Source organism: Pseudomonas nunensis (genome assembly GCF_024296925.1).
In the GTDB taxonomy this organism is placed as follows: Bacteria; Pseudomonadota; Gammaproteobacteria; order Pseudomonadales; family Pseudomonadaceae; genus Aquipseudomonas; species Aquipseudomonas nunensis.
This window is the reverse complement of sequence record NZ_CP101125.1, coordinates 2501-24739: the sequence shown is the minus strand read 5'-3', so window position 1 is coordinate 24739 and position 22239 is coordinate 2501. Positions and strand designations below refer to the sequence as shown.

The window sequence follows — 22239 nt, the reverse complement described above, 5'->3', positions numbered from 1 at the left end:
GACACCAATAATCGGGCACTTTCCAACCCACAGGAAAGCCGCCATGAGCAGCCATACCCGCAGTAAACGCCTGACCGTCCCCCAGTTGGTGGCGATGAAAGGCCAACAGAAAATCGTCTCCCTGACCGCCTACACCCGCTCGATGGCCGAGTTAATGGACCCGTTCGTCGACTTCGTGCTGATCGGCGATTCCACCGCCATGGTTGGCTACGGTCGCACTTCAACACTGGACATGAGTCTGGAAGAAATCATCGCGCACACCCGTGCGGTGGTCTCCAGCACAAGGCTGGCCTGCGTGATTGCCGACATGCCGTTCGGCAGCTATCAGGAGTCCCCGCAGCAGGCCTATCGCAATTGCGCCGAAGTGCTGGCCCGCACTGGCTGCGATGCGCTCAAGCTTGAGGGCGGCAAGGCCTTGGCTGGCACCGTGGAGTTTCTGGTACAGCGCGGTATTCCGGTGATGGCGCACATCGGCCTGATGCCGCAGTACGTCAACGTCATGGGCGGTTTCAAGGCTCAGGGCCTGAATGACACGACCGCAGAGGCCATCGAGGAAGATGCCCGTGCGCACCTGACAGCCGGCGCGTTCAGCCTGTTACTGGAAGGTGTGGCCGAACCGCTGGCCCGGCGCATCAGCGATTTCTCGGCGATGCCGACCATTGGTATAGGCGCCTCACCGGCCTGCGACGGGCAAGTGCTGGTAACCGAAGATATCCTGGGCCTGGGCGGCGAATACGTGCCGCGCTTCGTCAAACCCTATGCTGATGTCGGCGCACTGATCAGCCAGGCGTTCGAGTGTTTTGCCGATGAAGTGCGCAACGGTCAATTTCCGCAGATGCAGCACTGTTATGGCGTCAGCTGACGTTCCTGATCAATGGCCTCGGCCAGCGTCTTCACGGCCAGGCCGATGTCCTTGCTCCAGTCGACGGTGTAGCTCAGGCGCAGGCAATCACGCCACAAACCCTGCTGGCTGAACATTTCGCCGGGGGCAATCACGATACCTTTGGGTAACAGCCGCTCGTACACTCGGCGCATGTCTACAGGGTAAATGGATTGCGCCCACAGCGTCGCGCCCCCGGCCGACGCCAGCACTTTCAGTTGATCGCCTGCGTGCTCTTGAAGCAGGCGGGTCATGTGCGTCATGCGCTCCTGTAGCAGACCGCGCAACTGCTGAGTGTGCTGATCGATTCGTCGTGAACCGAACAAGCGGGCGAGCGCCTTTTGCCGGATTGGCGACAAGCGAAAGGCACGGTCGAGACACTGACGTTGCATCGCGGCTTCCAGTCCTCGGATCAGCACGTAGCCGAAGGGCGCTTCCGAACCAATGACCTTATCGAAGGTAGAAAACACCACCAACTTCTCAGGGTCGGCGAAATCACGGTAGCGTGACTGCTCAGCGTTAAAACCAAACTCGCCATAGCTGTCGTTTTCAAACAACCAGACATCCTGCGCCCTCAGCCAATTACATATCTGCTGTTTATCGGCCGCCGGCATCAGGCTGCCGTGGGGAATGCTCACCGCCGAAGAGAACACCGCCAACGCCACGGTTTCACGCTGCAACAGGTCGTGGACCCGCTGCAGATCAAAGCGTCCATCGGCTTGCACAGGCACCTCGATCACCCGAATCTTCGCCGCGTGCAACTGCCGCAAAATCGCCCAGGAACACGGCGATTCGACCAATGCCACGCTGCCGTGCAGGTTCAGCGCGGCCAGCAACAGGTCCAACACACTGCGCAGGTCGGCACCGATGTACACCTGTTCCGGACGCCAATAATGCTCGGTCGAACGGGTGTAGCGCTCGGCCAGCACCGTGCGCAATTCGATCTCCCCGAACGGTTGATACAACGGCACCGCCGAGCGCGGGTATTGCCGCGACAGTTCGCGCTCGGTCATCAGCAACGGGTTTTCCAAAGACAGCAACATCGACGGCGCATCGCTGCACAGCGCCAGCATGCCGGGCTGGCGCGCGTAGGCGTATATGTTGTCGAGCAGATTGTCGGCCAGTGCCGGGGGTTGCATCGGCGTCACTGCGCAAAAATAGCCGAGCTTGGGCCGGGAAAAGACGCGTCCCTCATCCTCGAGCAAGGCATAGGCATATTTGGTGGTGGACACCGAGACATTCAGGCGCAACGCCAACTGGCGCAATGACGGTAGCTTTAACTCGCCGTCAGTCCTGGCCGAGTCAATCAGCTCGACCAGATAGCGATACACAGCCTGGTAGGCGAAAGCACTGTCCTTGTTCAATCGCGGTCATTCCTGAGGAGGTAAGCAGGGCGCAGCATCCTCCCTTGAGGGATGCGATGCAATCTACACAAAACAGTAAAACTGCCCCGCAAAAAAACTTCGATTGATTTACTGTTGACACCTGACCAGACGGGCCTTTGCGGCCCGGAACATCACAATAATCATAAAAATCCGAGGTAGTCCCGTGGCCGCTGATATCGACGATAGCCGCTATGCCCGCTTTGCCCTGCGCTGCTCAAGCTTTGCCGAACGCTGGTTCCCCGATTCCTGGGTGTTCGCCGCCCTGGCGGTGATCATCGTTGCCGTGGCGACCATGGCCATGGGCGCCAAACCCACCGACGCGGCCATGGCGTTCGGTGACGGGTTCTGGAGTCTGATTCCGTTCACCATGCAAATGGCGTTCGTGGTGATTGGCGGCTATGTGGTGGCCAGTTCGCCGCCAGCGGTAAAGCTGATCGATCGCCTGGCGCGGATCCCGAAAAACGGCCGCTCCGCCGTGGCCTGGGTCGCGTTGATTTCCATGGTCGCGTCGCTGCTGAACTGGGGGCTTTCGCTGGTGTTCGGTGGTTTGCTGGTACGTGCCCTCGCGCGCCGCACCGATCTGAAAATGGATTACCGCGCCGCTGGTGCCGCCGCCTATCTGGGTCTTGGCGCCGTGTGGGCGTTGGGCCTGTCGTCGTCCGCCGCGCAATTGCAGGCCAACCCGGCCAGCCTGCCGCCATCGATTCTGTCGATTACCGGGGTCATCCCGTTCACTCAGACGATCTTTCTCTGGCAGTCCGGCGTGCTGTTGCTGGCGCTGATCGTGGTCTCGCTGATCATTGCCTACGCAACCGCCCCCGGCCCGAATTCTGCGCGTGACGCCAAGGCCTGCGGCATCGACCCGAGTTTCAACCTGCCGCCACTGCAACCGCGCACCCGTCCCGGCGAATGGCTGGAACACAGTCCGTTGCTGACGATTTTGCTGGTGCTGTTGGCGGGCGGCTGGCTGTTTCATGAGTTCTCGACCAAACCGGCGATCAGCGCGATCTCCGGGTTGAACACCTACAACTTCCTGTTCCTGATGCTCGGCGCCCTGCTGCACTGGCGCCCACGCAGCTTCCTCGATGCCGTGGCCCGGGCGGTGCCGACCACCACCGGCGTGCTGATCCAGTTCCCGTTGTACGGCTCGATCGCGGCGTTGATGACCACGGTCAAAGGCACCGACGCCCAGACCCTGGCCCACCACATCTCGACCTTTTTCGTACAAATCGCGTCCCATGACACCTACGCGCTGTTGATGGGCGTGTACTCGGCGATTCTCGGTTTCTTCATCCCGTCCGGCGGCGGCAAATGGATCATCGAAGCGCCGTACGTGATGCAAGTGGCCACCGACCTGAACTACCACCTGGGCTGGGCCGTGCAGATCTACAACGCCGCCGAAGCCCTGCCGAACCTGATCAACCCGTTCTACATGCTGCCACTGCTGGGCGTACTGGGGTTGAAGGCGCGAGACTTGATCGGGTTCTCGTTTGTGCAGTTGCTGGTGCACACGCCGCTGGTGTTGTTCCTGCTGTGGGCGTTGGGGACGACGCTGGTTTATACGGCGCCGGTGATGCCTTAAACGAGTGGACTGCACTTGTTTGGGAGAAACGAGTGCAGTCGGGTTGGCTGCTTAGCCTGATATGCGCCGAGTAGGTTTTCGGTCATATCGGGCGAGCCTGTTTAAGGACTCTCCGACGGAGCTTCAATGGGAGGTCTTGCGGCGTCCGCAGGTCAACACTTACGCCCAGTAACTCCTCCAGCTCTTCCTGAAGTCCGCCCAAGCCAAAAAGTGTTGCACCAGGCAATGCGTCAACTAACAGATCAAGGTCACTCCCCTCTTTATCCGTTCCGAACATTACCGAGCCAAAGACGCGGGGATTGGAAGCGTGGGACCTGCGAACAACCTCGAGGACAGCCACACGTTGGAGATCCAAAGCAATTGAGGGCTTCATGACTCACCTTGACCAAATCGGTATCGCGCTAGCCTAACAGTGCTCGTGAAGGCTAAAAGTCGCACACCGTTACAAGATGAGTACCAATCCCCACGGTTTCCTACACAGTTCCAGCCAATCGAAACTCTCGTGTAACCTCCCCGTCACATCGCGCTGCTAGCGTCCCGCCGAAACACATTGCAACAATTTCGTGAAAAGGAATCGAAATGGCCGACGAAAAAGACGGAACCGACCTCCCCTCCCCCGACGCCGATCAACCTGTAGATACCAGTCGCCGCCGCTTCCTCGGTGGCGTTGCCGTATTGGGTGTCGGGGCAACGCTGAGTGCTTGCGGCACTAAAGGTGATGACACCGGCAAACCGGTTGAGCGCCCGCTGACGCCTACCGAGCTGGATAAAGCCCTGCACGAAAACGTGAAGAACGTCGTGGTGATCTACGGCGAAAACCGCAGCTTCAATAACCTGTTTGCGGATTTCCCGGGGATTGAGAAACCGCTGTCGGCGCTCAAGCCGGACGACTATCAGCAACGGGACCGCGACGGCAATCTGCTGTCGACCCTGCCGCCGGTGTGGGGTGGCTTGAACCAAGTTGGCCCGCAAACCCTCGACGGTGTGATCTATCCTGCCGGTACGCAATTCCAGGAACACCTGCCCAATGCGCCGTTCGCCCTCAAAGGCCCGCAAGGTGAAGACTTGCCGCTGAGCCTGGTGACCCGCGATCTGTGGCATGTGTTCTATCAGAACCAGATGCAGATCAACGGCGGCAAGAATGACCGCTTTGTCGCTTGGGCCGATTCCGGTGCCTTGACCATGGGCCATTACACCCAGACCCGCTATTCATTGCGTCTGTGGGATGTCGCCAAGGAGTTTGTGCTCTGCGACAACTTCTTCCAGGGTGCTTTCGGCGGTTCGTACCTGAACCATCAATATCTGATCAGCGCCCAAGTGCCGTTCTACCCGGATGCGGCCAACTCGATCGCCGAGCCCAATATCGCCACGCTGCAAAGCGATGATCCGACCGACAATCGTCTCAAGCCACTGGACGCCTCGCCCGCCAGCGCCATGACCGGCCCACCGCAGTTTGGCCCGAGCCTGCTGACACCAGACGGCTACGCGGTGAACACCATGGCGCCGCCGTATTGGCCGACCTGGATTCGCGACCCGGAGCGCCCGGATTACGCCAAGCCTCTGCCTAGCGTTCTGGTCCCGCAAACTCACGAGCACATCGGCGATAAGCTTTCGAAAAAGAACGTCGACTGGGCCTGGTACGGCGGCGCGTGGCAAGCCACGATCGATGAGTACAAGGATTCGGGGGCGATTCCGAAAATCCCTAACTTCCAGTACCACCACCAGCCGTTCAACTACTTCAAGCGCCAGGGCCCTGAAAACCCGGCCGAGCGTGCCAAACGCCTGCGCGATGGCGGGTTGGGCGATGAGTCGAGCACCAACAAATTCCTCGCCGATGCAGAGGCCGGCAAGCTGCCAGCGGTGACGTTCTACAAACCCCAAGGCAACTTGAACATGCACGCCGGTTACGCCGACATCGCCTCGGGCGACCGGCATATCGTGCGGGCGTTGAAGGTGCTGCAGCAAAGTCCGCAGTGGAAAAACATGGTGGTGGTGATCACCGTCGACGAGAACGGCGGTTGGTGGGACCACGTTGCGCCGCCAAAAGGCGATCGCTGGGGCCCGGGGACGCGTATCCCGGCGCTGGTGATTTCACCGTTTTCGCGCAAGGGCACGGTGGATCACACGGTGTATGACACCGCCTCGATCCTGCGCCTGATCACCCGCACCTTTCAGCTGGAAACCCTCGACGGGATCAAAATGCGCGATGACGCGATGATTGCCCGGGGCCAGAAGCCGATGGGGGATTTGACCAACGCGCTGCACTTTCCGGCGTGATTGATTGAGGCTCAAAAGATCGCAGCCTTCGGCAACTCCTACGGGGGAATGTCATTGGCTGCGATTTTTTGCGCGGGTACTGGACCGCTCGACACATCTGGTTTCAGTATGTACCCGCCCCCGCCTACGTGGGCCCACGCTGAAAAGGATCTGAGCATGTTCAAACTCGCAGGACTTACCCTCGCCGCGCTCACCCTGAGTGCCGCCGCCCACGCCGATGTCGATCTCAAGCTGGGCAGCACTGAACGCGTCACCCGCCTCTTCGCTTACCCCAACAACTGCAACGTGATCTGCTTCCGCAACTGGACGCTGGAGCAAACCGTCGAGCATTACCTGACCCAGAGCGTGCAGCGCGACGGTTACAGCGCCGCGAAAGTCCGGGTCAAAACCGATAACCATCAGCTTTATGCGGAAATCAGCGGCGTGCCCAAGGGTTATGAAAAACCCCTGGCAGCGTTGCTCGATGCCGGGGACTTGGCCTACAACGGCGCCAAAAAGCTCAACATCGATGGCAAATGGGCTTATAGCTGGTATCTGTTCCTGCCGTTGGGCATGGCGCTGGAAAATCGCAAAAGCGTCGAGTTGCTGCACTTCCCGCCGGATTATTCGCTGACCCAGGCTCAGGATTACCTGCGCTCCGCCACCACCGATCGCTGGGCCACACTGCTGGTCGACAACGGCATTCCGACCGCCCAGACGCCGGGCTACCAGACCATCATCGACATCGCGCCGATTGCCGCACCGGCCAGCGCCGGCAAGGATCTGGAAGGCGTCTACGACTACTTCAAGGACTACCAGACCACCATGGTCAAGGAAGTCAGCCAGAACGCCAAAGGCGCAACGTTGCCGATGGTCGCGTTTGGCGCGCCGGTGCGTAACTGGATCAAGCAGCAATACGGGGCAACCGTAGGTGTGCTGGGCCTGGCGACAATCAGCCCGACTGCCGGGGTGAAGGTGCCGGTGTTGGGTTCCAACCATCCAAGCTATATCTGGTATGCCGCGGACCCGGAAACCTACACCGGTCCTGACGCTCAGGCATTAGCTGACGCAGCGGGCCTGAAGGTCATGGGCCAGGATTTGAGCGCCGCGTGCTGGCAGGCCGGGATGGGCAGCAAACCGGGTAGCGACCCGGCCGCGCTACTGAAAAGCTGCACCCAGACCTGGCAGGTAACCCAGAAAGCGAAAACCTGCGATCTGTTCTACACCTCGATCCGCAACCTGACCGAAGCCCAGGCCGAAGCCAAGTGCGCCACCCCACCGATCAAGTCCGAGCTCAATCAGTTGCAAGCTCCGGCACCTGCGGCGGCTATCCCGGCACCGCACATCTGAAACAACAAACGCCTTTGCGCGTGAGCCATGGCCCACACGCAAAGGCGTTTTGTTTTTTGCGCGTTACAACGCCCCGACAGGACGCAAACGGTATTGCGGCGGCAGTTGCTCGAAACCGCTGATGGTCGCGTTCAGGCTTTTCCAGCGGCCGTCCTTGATGCCATAGATGCAACCGTGGATCGACAGGCTCTGCCCGCGATGCCAGGCGTTTTGCACAATGCTGGTGTGCCCGACGTTGGCCACTTGCTGGACCACGTTGAGCTCGCAGAGGCGGTCTACCTGTTCTTCTTCGGTGGGCAACTTGGCCAGTTCTTCGCGTTTCTCATAATAGAGATCACGAATCGAGCGCAGCCAGCCATCGATCAGGCCCAACTGGCGGTCCTGCATCGACGCACGCACGCCGCCACACCCGTAATGGCCAGTGACCAGGATGTGTTTGACCTTGAGCACGTCCACCGCGTACTGAATCACCGACAGGCAATTGAGGTCGGTGTGCAGCACCACGTTGGCCACGTTACGGTGAACAAACAGGTCACCGGGCAGCATGCCAACGATCTCGTTCGCCGGCACCCGCGCATCGGAGCAACCGATCCACAGGTATTCCGGAGTTTGCTGACGGGCCAGTTTGGCGAAGAAATCAGGATCTTCTTTGGTGATCGCGTCAGCCCAGCGCTCGTTGTTATCAATCAGATCTTGTAATTCGTTCATGCAATGAAGCCTCAAGAATGATGCGCAGGTTTGACAGACGACCGTCCGTCGAGGTCACGCGCATGATGCAGATAGCCCAAACGTCCATGATCGGCATTCCATGCCGGTGGAATTCTCGCACGCCCTGTGGGTCCACCCTAGTAAGGCCCACAGTATGAGGAATTGCCATGACTGAATCACGACGTCCGTACGATGCGGTGCAACCTGAGCCCATCGACGACAACGAAGACCGCATGGGCTCGATGCATGAGCTGGATTTTGACGAGGAAGAACCGAGCGCCAAAATCGGTGACGAGCTGCCGGAAAACGAGCGCGAACGCCTGATGCCCCGCGAACGTGTGCGCGAAGCCGGCATGACCGGGGCCTCCACCGACGACCATGAGTCTACCGACGATGACATGAGCCCGGAAACGCTGATCCATGAAGATGGCGCGCGGGACGCCCACGAAGCCGGTGAAGGCAATCAGGCGGATTGGGACCTGAGCATTGTCGATGAAGACGACATTGGCGGCGGGAATGGGTTGGATGAAGCGGAGTTGGCGAAGCGCGATCCGATTGACGGGAATCGTTGATCTGTAGCGCCTGAGCGGACGCCTTCGCGGGCAAGCCTCGCTCCTACAAGATTTTTGTCGAACACAATATTTGTGATCGCCACAAAACCTGTAGGAGCGAGGCTTGCCCGCGAAGCTTTTAAAGTCTTTCAGTCAACCAAAGTGCAGGCCATGACTACGGCATCTTCCCGCCCACCCACCGCCGGGTAGTAATCCCGACGCCGGCCAATCTCGTTAAACCCATACCGCTCATACAACCGAAACGCCCCACGGTTGCTGTCGCGCACTTCCAGGAAACACTCCCGCGCCTTGGCGTCATACGCCCGGGACATCAAATGTTCCAGCAGCGTCAAACCCAGGCCGCGGCCCTGATTTTCCGGTTTGACCGTGATGTTCAGCAGATGCGCTTCATCAAGAATGATCTGCACCACGCCGTGGCCGACCTGCTGCGAGCCTTCGAACATCAGCCAGATCTGGTACTTGCCCAGGCCATCGAGAAAAATCCCCCGCGTCCACGGGTGGCTATAAGCCGCGTATTCGATCTTCAGTACAGCGTCCAGGTCCGCCTCGGTCATTGGGCGGAACGATACAGCGTCACTCATTTGATTCTTTCCAACGCGCCATCAGCCGACGCATGGCTTGCCAGACATCAGCCTTACGCTGTGGCTCTTCCATTAAGAGTTCCAGGCCCGGCAGGGCCCAGACCGAGCCCAGGCCTTCGACCTGGAGTTCACGGTTGAACGATTCCGCGTTGGCCTCGCCGGCAAACCGCACCGCCGGCAGGCCGATCAGCCACAGGCAGACGCACGGTGCGTCTTCGAGCCGGGCCGAGAGGAAACCTTGCACGAAGTCCCGAGCCGCTTCCGGCCCCTGGTCCATCGTGCCACGGGTCAACAGCGGCCAGCGCACCGGTTCGCCGACGATTTGCGGGCTGTCCGGCAGACCGGCGGCGCGCAACATGTCCTTGAGCAACATGTACGCGGGGTCGCGAGTCTGGAAGGGTTCGCCTGTGGGTAACTCCACCAGCAGCAGGCAACGCCCGGCCCGCAGCAATTGCAGGGCGAAGCGCGGCGGCGGCACGACTGGCGCCTTGGCCACGACCGGCGCCGCCTCTTCTTCGACCTTGGCCCCCGAGCGCGTGCTGGCCAGCGATGGGCGCGGCACTTCGATTTTCACCCGCTCGGCTGGTTTGGCCAGCGGCTCCACGGGCGTTTCAGCCACGGCAGCCGGCAGCACTGGCGCGACGACCAACGGCTCGGGCGCTTCCAGCAGCTCTGGCCGCGAGGGCGCAGCAAAGGGCAATTCGGTGCGCGGCAGCCAGTTGACCACCTGCATGGCGGTCAAATAAGCGCGACGACGGGACTCGATAAGCAAAGGTCGGCCACTTGTGGATAACTAAAGTGCGGTGATTCTACCGCCCTTCGCTCAAGATCGCCCGCTGTTGATCCATAGAAAGCCGACTGTCCGTCCCGAGAGTGAATCGCAACCGGCGTGATGCAGTACAATCGCTGCTTTTATTCGACAACCAGCCGGCCATCCCGATGATCGAACCCAAGCGCGTCTTGCGCGCCCTCGCTGAACACTGGGCACTTCTGGAGCCACTGTGCGAGCACTTCGACCAAGGCACCCTGAGCCTCAACGAACTGCGTTCACAGTTGGCCGCCCAGCAACTGGACAGTACACCGCAGGACATCACCAGCCTGCTGGACGTGTGGATCCGCCTCGACATTCTGGTGCCCGTGGCGAAAAGCCCGAACCGTTTCGAGCTCAATGCGCAGATCCACGACTTCCTCGCCTACCTGCGCCGTGAGCACCGTCTGGGCCTGTGCCTGGAAATCGAAGCCTATTTGCGCCACCTCGAGCGCCTGGCCGGTTATATCCAGGACGCCTTCGACATCCGCGACGGCCACGACCTGGCGCGCCAATTGCGCTTGCTCGACATGCGCGTGCGCGACGTTCTGAAGAAACTCGCCAACGACGAACAGGCCCTCGTAGCCGTCGCCGAGCGCGCCAAGACCAGCGACCGGCAAATCCCGCTGCGTCAGCGGTATGCTGAAGTGTTGGCGACCTGGGACGAATACGTCGAACCGATGATCCAGTTGGTCAACGCCGACGGCGCCTTCGAACAAGGCGTGCGCAAGGTCGAAAACGTGCTGCTGAAGATGCTCACCGAACAGCAGCGCCTCGGCCATCTGGTCGATGACGACATGCTGCTGCGCACCCACGCGCGCATCCTCGAAATGCAGACCAGCGCCCAACTGACCTTGCGTCACGCCCGGGAATTGCTGCTGCCGCTGCGCGAAGAAGCCCGTCGCCACAACGCCGTGACCCGTGGCGCGGCGCTGGCCTTGTCGGCTATTCGTCGCAAAGGCATCGATGCGGTGCCGCAAGCCGCGATGCCGATGTTCACTCGCCCGCAAAGCACCTTTCTTGGCAGTGCCAGTCAGGTCGAAGCCTACGTCTACGCCCTGGCGCGTTTCGAGCCGAAACCGGCGCGTTTCCCCAAGGCCCATAAGACCCAGAAAGGCGAAGCTCCGCGCGCGCCACGCACGGTTCGGGAAATGCTCGAACGCTGCGAAGACGCCCTGCCGATGCCGGACTTGATGACCTGGTTGCTGGAGCAGGAGCCGAACGGCGCCACCGACGAGTTGCTGTACTGGTTCTCGCGCCTGTCGCGGGAAAAACGCTTCACCCGCGAGCGTCTGGAACGCCGCGATTACCACACTCATGAGCATCAGGTCAGCCTGCGCTCCTTCGCCCTGCTCTCGGCCCGCGACACCGCCGCCGAGGATTCTGCGAGCATCCCAAATGCATCTTGATCTAAACGAACTGTCCCAGCTGGCGCCGATCTTTCGCGAGCTGTTCAAGGGCTATCACGTCAGCCGCCGCGATCCGGAGCTGTACGCGCAACTGTCGAACTTCCAGGACCAGTACCGCACGCTGTTCAAGGCGCTGGGCTTTGAACTGGTCTGCGACACCCGTGGTTTCTACTACTTCGTGCCGGACCTCGCTGCGGCGGCGGTGAACAAGACTGCGCAACGTCTGGCGCTGTTCACTTTCATCCTCGTCGAGCACCTGGCCGACCAAGGCCGCGACCCAGTCGCCGTGCTCGACGGTGGCAGCCTTGGCCGCGATGAATTGCCATCGCTGCTGGAGAAGTACCGCGACCTGTTTATCCAGGCCGAAGTACAGACCGTCGAAGAACTCGAAGAAAAAATCATGCGCCGCATGACCCAACTCGGTTTTGCCGGCGAAGAAAACGGCATCTACCGTTTCCTGCCGCCGATGCACCGTTTCCTCGATGTCTGCCTGTCGGTCCAGCAGGACCGTGATCTGGCGGCCAGCCTGCACAGCGTCTTGCCATTGCCGGTTCCAGTGCTGATCGATGACGACAGCGACGAAAAACTCCTGGAAACCGATGACCCGCTCGACTTGAGCGACTTCGAAGAAGAAAGCGAAGAAGACGCCATGGCCCGCGCCATTGCCGAAGAACAGGAGACCGACGCATGAGCAAGGAACGCTACGGCATTCGCCGCTTCGCCCTTTTGAACACCGCAGGTTACAGCCTCGGGCTGTTTCCGCTGGAAGAGCCGCTGTCGGTCTACGGCGCGAACAACCTCGGTAAATCCGCGTCGATCAACGCCCTGCAGTTCCCGATCCTGGCGCGCATGTCGGACATGAGTTTCGGCAAGTACAGCCTGGAACAATCCCGGCGTTTCTACTTCGCCTCGGACACCAGTTACATCTTGGTCGAAGTCTCGCTGCCCCACGGCCCGCACGTGATTGGCGTGGTCGGTCGCGGCCCGGGCGGTGGTTTCGGTCACCAGTTCTTTGCCTACGCCGGCAAACTCGACCTGGCCCATTACCAGAAGAACGACACCTGCCTGCGCCAGAAAGAATTGTTCACCAACCTTGAGCGCGAAGGCCTGAAAGCCTACGAACTCAAGCCGGATGAACTGCGGCGTTTGCTGGTCGGCGGTCACACCTCGATTCCGCTGGACCTGACGCTGATCCCGTTGCGTTCCACCAGCGAACAGAGCCTGAAGACCTTCCGCGCGCTGTTCATCAACTTGTTGCACATGCGCGAAATCACTGCGGCCAAGCTCAAGCAACTGTTTCTCGATGCCTTCGAACACAGCCTGCGTTCCGGCAGTGTCGATTACATCGCGGCGTGCGAAGAAGCGTTCCGCGATGTACGCCGCATGGAACAGGACTACAACTCACTGGTCACCGCCGGCCCATTGGTCGAGGCGTTGGCCTCCGGCGTCACCCAGCGCAATATCCTGCGCGGCAAGTTGCATCGCATCTCGCCGCTGCTCGATTCGTTGCTCGGCACCTGGTCGGACTACGCCAGTGCGCGCAAGGAAGAGCTGACGATTCAGGCCGAACACTACCGCAGCGAGCAGGACACCCTGCAAAACGATCAGCGCGGCGGTACTCAGGAACTGATGCGCCTGGAGCGGGAAATCACCGGCATCCAGCGCTGGCTCGGCGAGTTGTCAGTGCTCAAGCATCGCTTCGCGTTGGTCACGGACGTCAAAGTCCTTGAGCAGCAATTGCTGGCGGCCAAGGATGCCCACGATGAACTGGCCGGTGCGCTGGCCCAGTCGCGGCAGTTCAGCGCCGAAGACCTCGACGAGCGTCTGCGGGACCTGGAAAAACGCTTGAAGTCGGTGAAGCAGCAACTCGATCACGCCGACAACAACAGCTACGCCCGTCTGCGTGAAGAGTTCTCGCAACAGGACGTCGAGCGCCTGATGCGTCTGTTCAACAGTGCGCTGTTTAGCCTGCCACTGGGCGAGCACGGGATTACGCTGGACGAGGACGGCCAGTGGGTCAAATCCCTGGAACTGATTCTTGATGGCTTCAAAGGCGAGCGTTTCGAAGTGCCGGGCCTGGCCATCGATATCTCGCACATCGAGCCGCCGGCCCTGCAAGCCTTGGCTGACCGCGCCGCATTGCGCGATCAGAAAGAGCGTCTGGAGAAAGAGCTCAAGCAATTGAAAACCCAGGCTGCCGTGGTCGCTGACCGCGCAGCGAGCAAGACCCAGACTGAAGCGCTGTACCAGCAAGTGCTGGATGCGCAGAAAGCCCTGGAAGATTTCCGTCGCGCACAAACCTTGAGCGCCGAGGAAGACGACAAGCTTGAGCAATTGGCGCAGATGGAAGCGGCGCAGGAAGAGTTGAAGCGTTCCAGCGACGCCTTCACCGAACGCGTCCAGCAACTGTCGGCCAAGCTGCAACTGGTCGGCCGGCAGATCGGCGACATGGAAGCCAAGCAACGCACCCTCGACGACGCTTTGCGCCGCCGTCAGTTGTTGCCGGCAGACTTGCCGTTCGGCACGCCGTTCATGGACCCGATCGACGATTCGATGGACAACCTGTTGCCGCTGCTCAACGACTATCAGGACAGCTGGCAGGGTTTGCAGCGCAGCGATGGTCAGATCGAGGCGCTGTATGCGCAGGTTCGTCTGAAAGGCGTGGCCAAGTTCGACAGCGAAGACGATATGGAGCGTCGCCTGCAATTGCTGATCAACGCGTATGCGCACCGCACCGACGAAGCGCTGACGCTCGGCAAGGCACGTCGTGCTGCCGTGACGGACATCGCCCGGACCCTGCGCAATATCCGCAGCGACTACGACAGCCTCGAGCATCAACTGGCGCTGTTCAACCGCGAGATCAACAAGCGTCAGGTGTCCAACCTGCAGAGCTTTCGCATCGTCCTCGCGCCGAACAAGGAAGCGCTCAAGCACATCGACCAGATCATCCACAGCGCCGGTCAGTACGAAGAAGGCGAAACCCTTTCCGTATTCGACCTGAGCCAAAGCGCCGATCAGGACAACAAGAACGAAGAAGCCAAGGAATACCTGGCGCGGCTGGTGGCGGCGAACCACAACCAGCTCGGCCTCAAGGACTTGTTCGAGCTGGCGTTCGAAATCACCAAGGTCAACGGCCAACCGGTGATCCACACCGACATCGACGGCGCCGCGTCCAACGGCACCACCATGACCATCAAGGCGCTGACCAACATGTACTTGTTGCTGCACTTGATGGACCGCGACCAGGCCGGTCGCGTGCGCCTGCCGTACTACCTCGACGAGGCGGCGGACATCGATGAGAAGAACCAGGCTGCATTGCTGGAAACCAGCCTGCAATTGGGCTTCGTGCCAATTCTGGCGAGTGTGAAGCCGCAGGTCTGCGCCAGTGTGGCGATCGATCTGGAAGGTGGCAGCGGGCCGAACGGGATCTACATCGATGAGGCGGACTGGAAGTACATCCGCCGGCATGATGAGGTGAAAGCGTCGCTGAATGCTGAAGCGGATGAACCGGAGCTGGATGCGGTTTAGATTGAACCGTTAGATATGAAAAAGGCCGCGATCCATTGGATGGCGGCCTTTTTTATTGAAGGTGTTTAGTGTTCTTTAGGGACTCTTCGCGAGCAAGCCCGCTCCCACATGGGTTCTGCTTTATGCACAAATCTACTGTGGGAGCGGGCTTGCTCGCGAAGGCGTCAGCACAGACGCCCAATCAATTACAGACTACTTGCCGAGTGAAATCTTCGGCGCCCAAGTCAGCCATTCATCTTCAAACTTATCGAACAACGGGAACGTCTGCTCTGGCCGGGCCGGCGTGCCCATGCGTTCACCGTCCGGCGTAGCAAAAGCGATACCGCCCTGGATCAGAGTCTCCAGCGACTCGGTCCGCACTGTCGCACCTTTGAACAAACCGAAGTCCAGGCCAAAACCGCTGGTATTCCAGAAGCGCGTGCCACTGCGCACCAATGGCGCGTACTTCGGCTCGATCAGGATGTGCACCAACACACGGTCTGCGGTTTGACCCAACTCGTAACCGGTCACCTTGCCGACGGTGATTTCACGATAGGTCACCGGCACACCGGTTTTCAGCGAACCACGGCGAGCGGCGCTCAACACCAGACTCAACCCGGCCTCAACCTTGGCGGATTCCGGCGGATTGGCCAGGGCCACGAAGTTTTTCTGCGGGCCGAGGTTTTTCGTGGCCGGTTGCACTTCGATGTACTGACCAGTGACCAGGGTTTCGAGGTTCGAGGTCTTGATCAGACCGAGCTCTGGTTTGACAACCCAGAACTGACTGCCCACCCGGGCAATGCGTTCCGGCACTTCGGTAATCCGCGCGGTCAGCACCACCGACTGCAAGTCATCCGTGAGGTCGACGTCCTCAATCTTGCCGACATCCAGCCCTTTGAAGCGGATTGGCGTGCCGGTGCGCAAGCCGTCAGCGCGATCAACCTTGATGGTGACCACCGCGCCTTTCTGGTTCGCCTCGTCATGGCTCGGGAACAGACGGAAACGCGGGATCTTCTTCTGCAACGGTGCCTTGGCTTCCGGTGTTTCGAAGGCGATCCCGCCGGCCATCAGGCTTTGCAGCGATTCACTCTTGACCTGGATACCGCCGGTCAAACCACCGCTGAGGGTGATGCCGCTGGCGTTCCAGAATCGCGACGAGGCGTTGACCAGCCCCTCGTATTCCTTCTCGATGTGAACACCAATGATCAGCTGTTTCTTGGTCTTGGAAAACTGATAGCTCTGGACCGAACCGACCTTGACCTGTTTGTAGAGGATCGGGCTACCGACTTCCAGGGAGCCCAAGTTGTCTGTGAACAACACCATGTGCAGCCCCGGTGAGCGCAAGTCCAGCGGCGGCGCCTTGGCGCGCGCCACGAACTCGCGCTGCGGCGCACTGCCTTTGTCACCGGGACGAATCGCGATGTAGTTACCTTTGACCAAGGCTTCCAGACCGGTGATGCCCGCCAGGGAAATCGACGGTTTTACTACCCAGAACTGAGTGCCGGTGACCAGGTAATCCTCAGCCAGCGGGTCCAGCGTCAATTCGGCAGTGGCGGCAGACAGGTCCGGATCGATCTTCAGCGCCTTCAGGTTGCCGACCTGAATGCCTTTGTACATCACGGGCGTGCGGCCAGCCTGCAGGCCTTCGAAGTCACTGAGTTTGACCTTGACCCGAATACCGGCAGCGGCTGCGTCGAAGTCTTCATAGAGACGAAACGGCAGGCTTGGATCGGTGGGCGGGCTGTCCTTGCGGTTTTCCGGGGTGGCGAACGCGATGCCGCCAGCGACGATGCTGGCCAGGGATTCGCTGCGGATTTTCACCCCGGACAGATTGGCGTCGATGCTGATGCCGCTGGAGTTCCAGAAGCGCGTGTGTTTGCGCACCAGGCTGGCATAGGTGGGCTCGATAAAGACTTTGAGCTCGACAGTGCTTTGGTCTTCGGAGAGCAGATAGCTTTTGACCTGGCCGACCTTGATCTGCTTGTAGAACACCGGGCTGCCACGGTTCAACGAGCCGAGACGATCAGCCTTGATGGTCAGGTGCAGACCGGGCTTGGAGTCCGACAGCGGCGGCTCTTCGGCCAGGGCCTTGAACTTGCGTGTTGGCTCGCCTTCACCGGGGCTGACGGCGACATAGTTGCCCGACACCAGGGTTTCCAGACCGGTAATACCGGCCAGGCTCACGCTTGGTTTGACCAGCCAGAAACGGGTGCTGGTCTTGAGGTATTGCTCCACGTCCTTGTTCATCTCGATGGTGGCGATCACGCCTTTCGAGCTGCCTTCGTCATCGAGCTTGAGAGTCTTCACCTTACCGACCGACATGCCTTTGTAGACCACTTCGGTCTTGTTGGCCTGGATGCCCTCGCCGCTTTCGAAGCGCACCTGAATCTCGATGCCGGTTTCGTTATAGGCACGCCAGCCGAGCCAGCCGCCGATGATCAGGGCGATCAGTGGCAGGACCCAGATAGCTGACCAGTTCGAGGCCGGTCGGGTTTTTGCTGTAGGCAAATCAGTCATGGTCGTCGTCCGACTCCGTGTTATCCCAAATCAGTCGGGGATCGAAAGTAACTGCGGCAAGCATCGTCAAAATCACCACACTGGCGAAGGCGATGGCGCCAAGATTGGCTTCGACGCTGGCAAGCCGTCCGAAATTAACAACCGCCACCAGAATGGCGATCACAAAGATATCCAGCATCGACCAACGGCCGATGAACTCGATAAAGCGGTACATCACAATCCGTTGGCGTGCCGACAATGGCTGGCGCCGTTGCACCGAAAACAGCAGCAACGCGATGCCCACCAACTTGAACGTGGGTACCAGAATGCTGGCGATAAAAACCACGGCGGCGATGGGAATCATGCCGTGCTGAACCAGCTGGATCACGCCGGACATGATGGTGCTGGGATCGCCCTTGCCCAGAGAGCTGACGGTCATGATCGGCAGCACATTGGCCGGGATGTAGAGAATCGCGGCGGTGATCAGCAACGCCCAGGTACGCATTAAGCTGTTTGGACGACGGGCGTGGACCAGCGCACCGCAACGGGTGCAGACCTGTTCGTCGGTATCAGCTTCCTGCTTGTTCAACTCGTGGCATTCGATACAAATCAGAATGCCTGCATCAATCGCCCGCATGGGCATCTTCTCCTGACAAAGCCTGCCAGATCTGGTGAGGCGACATCACAACCTCCAACCACACCTGAACCAACAACAAACTGATAAAGCACGCCAGGCCAAGACCGACGGTGATGGCTGCCATATCTGCCAGCTTGACGATCGCTACCAGCACGCCCATGAGGTAAACCTCGAGCATCCCCCAGTCCCGAAGGTGGTGGTAAATGCGGTAGAGCAACAAACCGTAGCTGCGCCCGATATCGAAGCGAATGCTCAGGAGCACGAGCAACTGGCAGAGCAACTTGAGCAGCGGAATCCCCATGCTGCACAGAAATACAACGACCGAGACGCCTTGCATGCCGGTATTGAACAAGCCGACAACGCCGGTCCAGACAGTGTCTTGCGACGATTGCCCGAGTAGATTGAGCTGCATGATGGGTAAAAAGTTCGCCGGGATATACAACAACAGTGCGGCGATGACCAAGGCGAGACTGCGCTGAACCACATTGTGCCGGTGGGCATAGAGTTCGTAGCCGCAGCGCGGGCATAGGGCTTTCTCGCCATGGGCGAGTTCGGGCTTGCGCATCAGCAGGTCGCACTCATGACACGCCACCAAGTCGTCCAGCGGTAAATCTGACAGCCCGGGGGCGTCAACCGAATCTGGCATAAAAGGCTCTTGCTCCGAAAAAGATGGGCCTATTCTAGTGTTCTGAGTCGAAAATAACTGTGCAAATTTGTGCTGCTATCTGGGCGTACTTTCCTGCGGACAAAAACAAAACCCCTACCTGCATACGCAGATAGGGGTTTCGGAATTTAATCTTGACGATGACCTACTCTCACATGGGGAAACCCCACACTACCATCGGCGATGCATCGTTTCACTGCTGAGTTCGGGATGGGATCAGGTGGTTCCAATGCTCTATGGTCGTCAAGAAATTCGGGAGCCGGCTCGTTTGCCCTTGCGGGTTTACGCTCCAGCGAATGGGTATGTGATAGATCTCGGTGTTTTGTGAGCAGCTTCGAACTTTCGGTTCGTTTCGTCTTCACACACCGCAATCTGGTGCTCTTTTGCCTTTCAGCTCGAAGCAAGCAAATTGCTTGGGTGTTATATGGTCAAGCCTCACGGGCAATTAGTATTGGTTAGCTCAACGCCTCACAGCGCTTACACACCCAACCTATCAACGTCGTAGTCTTCGACGGCCCTTCAGGGGACTCAAGGTCCCAGTGAGATCTCATCTTGAGGCTAGTTTCCCGCTTAGATGCTTTCAGCGGTTATCTATTCCGAACATAGCTACCCGGCAATGCCACTGGCGTGACAACCGGAACACCAGAGGTTCGTCCACTCCGGTCCTCTCGTACTAGGAGCAGCCCCTCTCAAATCTCAAACGTCCACGGCAGATAGGGACCGAACTGTCTCACGACGTTCTAAACCCAGCTTCGCGTACCACTTTAAATGGCGAACAGCCATACCCTTGGGACCGGCTTCAGCCCCAGGATGTGATGAGCCGACATCGAGGTGCCAAACACCGCCGTCGATATGAACTCTTGGGCGGTATCAGCCTGTTATCCCCGGAGTACCTTTTATCCGTTGAGCGATGGCCCTTCCATACAGAACCACCGGATCACTAAGACCTACTTTCGTACCTGCTCGACGTGTCTGTCTCGCAGTCAAGCGCGCTTTTGCCTTTATACTCTACGACCGATTTCCGACCGGTCTGAGCGCACCTTCGTACTCCTCCGTTACTCTTTAGGAGGAGACCGCCCCAGTCAAACTACCCACCATACACTGTCCTCGATCCGGATAACGGACCTGAGTTAGAACCTCAAAGTTGCCAGGGTGGTATTTCAAGGTTGGCTCCACGCGAACTGGCGTCCACGCTTCAAAGCCTCCCACCTATCCTACACAAGCAAATTCAAAGTCCAGTGCAAAGCTATAGTAAAGGTTCACGGGGTCTTTCCGTCTAGCCGCGGATACACTGCATCTTCACAGCGATTTCAATTTCACTGAGTCTCGGGTGGAGACAGCGCCGCCATCGTTACGCCATTCGTGCAGGTCGGAACTTACCCGACAAGGAATTTCGCTACCTTAGGACCGTTATAGTTACGGCCGCCGTTTACCGGGGCTTCGATCAAGAGCTTCGCGTTAGCTAACCCCATCAATTAACCTTCCGGCACCGGGCAGGCGTCACACCCTATACGTCCACTTTCGTGTTTGCAGAGTGCTGTGTTTTTAATAAACAGTCGCAGCGGCCTGGTATCTTCGACCGGCATGGGCTTACGCAGTAAATGCTTCACCCTCACCGGCGCACCTTCTCCCGAAGTTACGGTGCCATTTTGCCTAGTTCCTTCACCCGAGTTCTCTCAAGCGCCTTGGTATTCTCTACCCAACCACCTGTGTCGGTTTGGGGTACGGTTCCTGGTTACCTGAAGCTTAGAAGCTTTTCTTGGAAGCATGGCATCAACCACTTCGTGTTCTAAAAGAACACTCGTCATCAGCTCTCGGCCTTAGAATCCCGGATTTACCTAAGATTCCAGCCTACCACCTTAAACTTGGACAACCAACGCCAAGCTGGCCTAGCCTTCTCCGTCCCTCCATCGCAATAACCAGAAGTACAGGAATATTAACCTGTTTTCCATCGACTACGCTTTTCAGCCTCGCCTTAGGGACCGACTAACCCTGCGTCGATTAACGTTGCGCAGGAAACCTTGGTCTTTCGGCGTGGGTGTTTTTCACACCCATTGTCGTTACTCATGTCAGCATTCGCACTTCTGATACCTCCAGCAAGCTTCTCAACTCACCTTCACAGGCTTACAGAACGCTCCTCTACCGCATCACCTAAGTGATACCCGTAGCTTCGGTGTATGGTTTGAGCCCCGTTACATCTTCCGCGCAGGCCGACTCGACTAGTGAGCTATTACGCTTTCTTTAAAGGGTGGCTGCTTCTAAGCCAACCTCCTAGCTGTCTAAGCCTTCCCACATCGTTTCCCACTTAACCATAACTTTGGGACCTTAGCTGACGGTCTGGGTTGTTTCCCTTTTCACGACGGACGTTAGCACCCGCCGTGTGTCTCCCATGCTCGGCACTTGTAGGTATTCGGAGTTTGCATCGGTTTGGTAAGTCGGGATGACCCCCTAGCCGAAACAGTGCTCTACCCCCTACAGTGATACATGAGGCGCTACCTAAATAGCTTTCGAGGAGAACCAGCTATCTCCGAGCTTGATTAGCCTTTCACTCCGATCCACAGGTCATCCGCTAACTTTTCAACGGTAGTCGGTTCGGTCCTCCAGTTAGTGTTACCCAACCTTCAACCTGCCCATGGATAGATCGCCCGGTTTCGGGTCTATTCCCAGCGACTAGACGCCCTATTAAGACTCGCTTTCGCTACGCCTCCCCTATTCGGTTAAGCTCGCCACTGAAAATAAGTCGCTGACCCATTATACAAAAGGTACGCAGTCACCCAACAAAGTGGGCTCCCACTGCTTGTACGCATACGGTTTCAGGATCTATTTCACTCCCCTCTCCGGGGTTCTTTTCGCCTTTCCCTCACGGTACTAGTTCACTATCGGTCAGTCAGTAGTATTTAGCCTTGGAGGATGGTCCCCCCATATTCAGACAAAGTTTCTCGTGCTCCGTCCTACTCGATTTCATGACTAAGAGATTTTCGCGTACAGGGCTATCACCCACTATGGCCGCACTTTCCAGAGCGTTCCGCTAATCTCAAAGCCACTTAAGGGCTAGTCCCCGTTCGCTCGCCACTACTAAGGGAATCTCGGTTGATTTCTTTTCCTCAGGGTACTTAGATGTTTCAGTTCCCCTGGTTCGCTTCTTAAGCCTATGTATTCAGCTTAAGATACCTAACTTATGTTAGGTGGGTTCCCCCATTCAGACATCTCCGGATCAAAGTCTGTTTGCCGACTCCCCGAAGCTTTTCGCAGGCTACCACGTCTTTCATCGCCTCTGACTGCCAAGGCATCCACCGTATGCGCTTCTTCACTTGACCATATAACCCCAAGCAATCTGGTTATACTGTGAAGACGACATTCGCCGAAAATTCGAATTTCTCAATTAAGAGAACTCACAAATTTTA

At 58.6% G+C, this 22239-nt stretch carries 16 protein-coding genes and 2 rRNA genes; 8 read left to right on the top strand and 10 right to left on the bottom strand.

The genetic code is table 11. The annotated features are described in order from the left end of the window. Positions 1–43 precede the first annotated feature (43 nt). A complete protein-coding gene (gene panB / locus NK667_RS00105) occupies positions 44–862 on the top strand; it encodes a 3-methyl-2-oxobutanoate hydroxymethyltransferase (protein ID WP_054613512.1) in 819 nt (272 codons plus the stop codon). Here the strand turns inward: panB and NK667_RS00100 are convergent. Then, positions 847–2244, bottom strand: coding sequence for an aminotransferase-like domain-containing protein (locus NK667_RS00100; protein WP_054613511.1), 1398 nt, complete (start codon positions 2242–2244; stop codon positions 847–849). The genes panB and NK667_RS00100 overlap by 16 nt on opposite strands. A gap of 184 nt (positions 2245–2428) precedes the next feature. Here NK667_RS00100 and NK667_RS00095 point away from each other — a divergent pair, with 184 nt between their 5' ends. Next, a complete protein-coding gene (locus tag NK667_RS00095; RefSeq protein ID WP_054045733.1) occupies positions 2429–3847 on the top strand; it encodes a short-chain fatty acid transporter in 1419 nt (472 codons plus the stop codon). Positions 3848–3929: 82 nt separating this feature from the next. Here NK667_RS00095 and NK667_RS00090 read toward each other — a convergent pair whose 3' ends face one another. Beyond that, a complete protein-coding gene (locus tag NK667_RS00090) occupies positions 3930–4220 on the bottom strand; it encodes a nucleotidyltransferase family protein (RefSeq protein ID WP_054613510.1) in 291 nt (96 codons plus the stop codon). 206 nt (positions 4221–4426) lie between these two features. On the opposite strand from NK667_RS00090, the gene NK667_RS00085 reads away from it, so the two are divergent. Continuing rightward, entirely contained in the window at positions 4427–6124 is a 1698-nt protein-coding gene (locus NK667_RS00085) for an acid phosphatase (protein WP_054613509.1), read from the top strand. A gap of 156 nt (positions 6125–6280) precedes the next feature. Then, the gene (locus tag NK667_RS00080; RefSeq protein WP_054045740.1) at positions 6281–7453 is read left to right on the top strand and encodes a hypothetical protein; all 1173 of its coding nucleotides are present in this window, start codon (positions 6281–6283) and stop codon (positions 7451–7453) included. 63 nt (positions 7454–7516) lie between these two features. Here the strand turns inward: NK667_RS00080 and can are convergent, their stop codons facing one another. Continuing rightward, positions 7517–8161, bottom strand: a complete 645-nt coding sequence (gene can / locus NK667_RS00075) for a carbonate dehydratase (RefSeq protein WP_054045742.1) — start codon at positions 8159–8161, stop codon at positions 7517–7519. A gap of 167 nt (positions 8162–8328) precedes the next feature. Here can and NK667_RS00070 point away from each other — a divergent pair, with 167 nt between their 5' ends. Then, positions 8329–8733 carry a hypothetical protein gene (locus NK667_RS00070; protein ID WP_054045743.1) on the top strand — a complete coding sequence of 135 codons (405 nt, stop codon included), beginning with the start codon at positions 8329–8331 and terminating at the stop codon, positions 8731–8733. Positions 8734–8861: 128 nt separating this feature from the next. Here the strand turns inward: NK667_RS00070 and rimI are convergent, their stop codons facing one another. Beyond that, positions 8862–9314, bottom strand: a complete 453-nt coding sequence (gene rimI / locus NK667_RS00065) for a ribosomal protein S18-alanine N-acetyltransferase (protein ID WP_054045745.1) — start codon at positions 9312–9314, stop codon at positions 8862–8864. Beyond that, positions 9307–10047, bottom strand: coding sequence for a hypothetical protein (locus NK667_RS00060; RefSeq protein WP_054045747.1), 741 nt, complete (start codon positions 10045–10047; stop codon positions 9307–9309). Before NK667_RS00060 ends, rimI begins: the two co-directional genes overlap by 8 nt. A 206-nt stretch (positions 10048–10253) precedes the next feature. Here NK667_RS00060 and mksB point away from each other — a divergent pair, with 206 nt between their 5' ends. Genes mksB through mksF form a run of 3 tightly spaced genes read left to right on the top strand, consistent with a single transcriptional unit; the run spans position 10254 to position 15059 of the window. Further along, a complete protein-coding gene (mksB, locus tag NK667_RS00055) occupies positions 10254–11531 on the top strand; it encodes an Mks condensin complex protein MksB (protein ID WP_054614061.1) in 1278 nt (425 codons plus the stop codon). Continuing rightward, a complete protein-coding gene (mksE, locus tag NK667_RS00050; RefSeq protein WP_027925914.1) occupies positions 11521–12222 on the top strand; it encodes an Mks condensin complex protein MksE in 702 nt (233 codons plus the stop codon). Before mksB ends, mksE begins: the two co-directional genes overlap by 11 nt. Next, the gene (gene mksF, locus NK667_RS00045) at positions 12219–15059 is read left to right on the top strand and encodes an Mks condensin complex protein MksF (protein ID WP_054613508.1); all 2841 of its coding nucleotides are present in this window, start codon (positions 12219–12221) and stop codon (positions 15057–15059) included. Before mksE ends, mksF begins: the two co-directional genes overlap by 4 nt. Before the next feature lie 192 nt (positions 15060–15251). Here mksF and NK667_RS00040 read toward each other — a convergent pair whose 3' ends face one another. From NK667_RS00040 to NK667_RS00020, 5 genes are all read right to left on the bottom strand, one after another. Continuing rightward, positions 15252–17555: a PqiB family protein gene (locus tag NK667_RS00040; protein WP_054613507.1), complete on the bottom strand. Its 2304-nt coding sequence runs from the start codon at positions 17553–17555 to the stop codon at positions 15252–15254. Then, positions 17548–18171, bottom strand: a complete 624-nt coding sequence (locus NK667_RS00035; protein WP_054045754.1) for a paraquat-inducible protein A — start codon at positions 18169–18171, stop codon at positions 17548–17550. Before NK667_RS00035 ends, NK667_RS00040 begins: the two co-directional genes overlap by 8 nt. Beyond that, positions 18158–18817 (bottom strand): paraquat-inducible protein A, encoded by a 660-nt coding sequence (locus NK667_RS00030; protein WP_054045756.1) that lies wholly within the window; start codon positions 18815–18817, stop codon positions 18158–18160. Before NK667_RS00030 ends, NK667_RS00035 begins: the two co-directional genes overlap by 14 nt. 150 nt (positions 18818–18967) lie before the next feature. Beyond that, positions 18968–19083, bottom strand: a 5S ribosomal RNA gene (rrf, locus tag NK667_RS00025). A 176-nt stretch (positions 19084–19259) separates the two neighbouring features. Continuing rightward, a 23S ribosomal RNA gene (locus tag NK667_RS00020) occupies positions 19260–22152 on the bottom strand. Between the last annotated feature and the right edge of the window lie 87 nt (positions 22153–22239).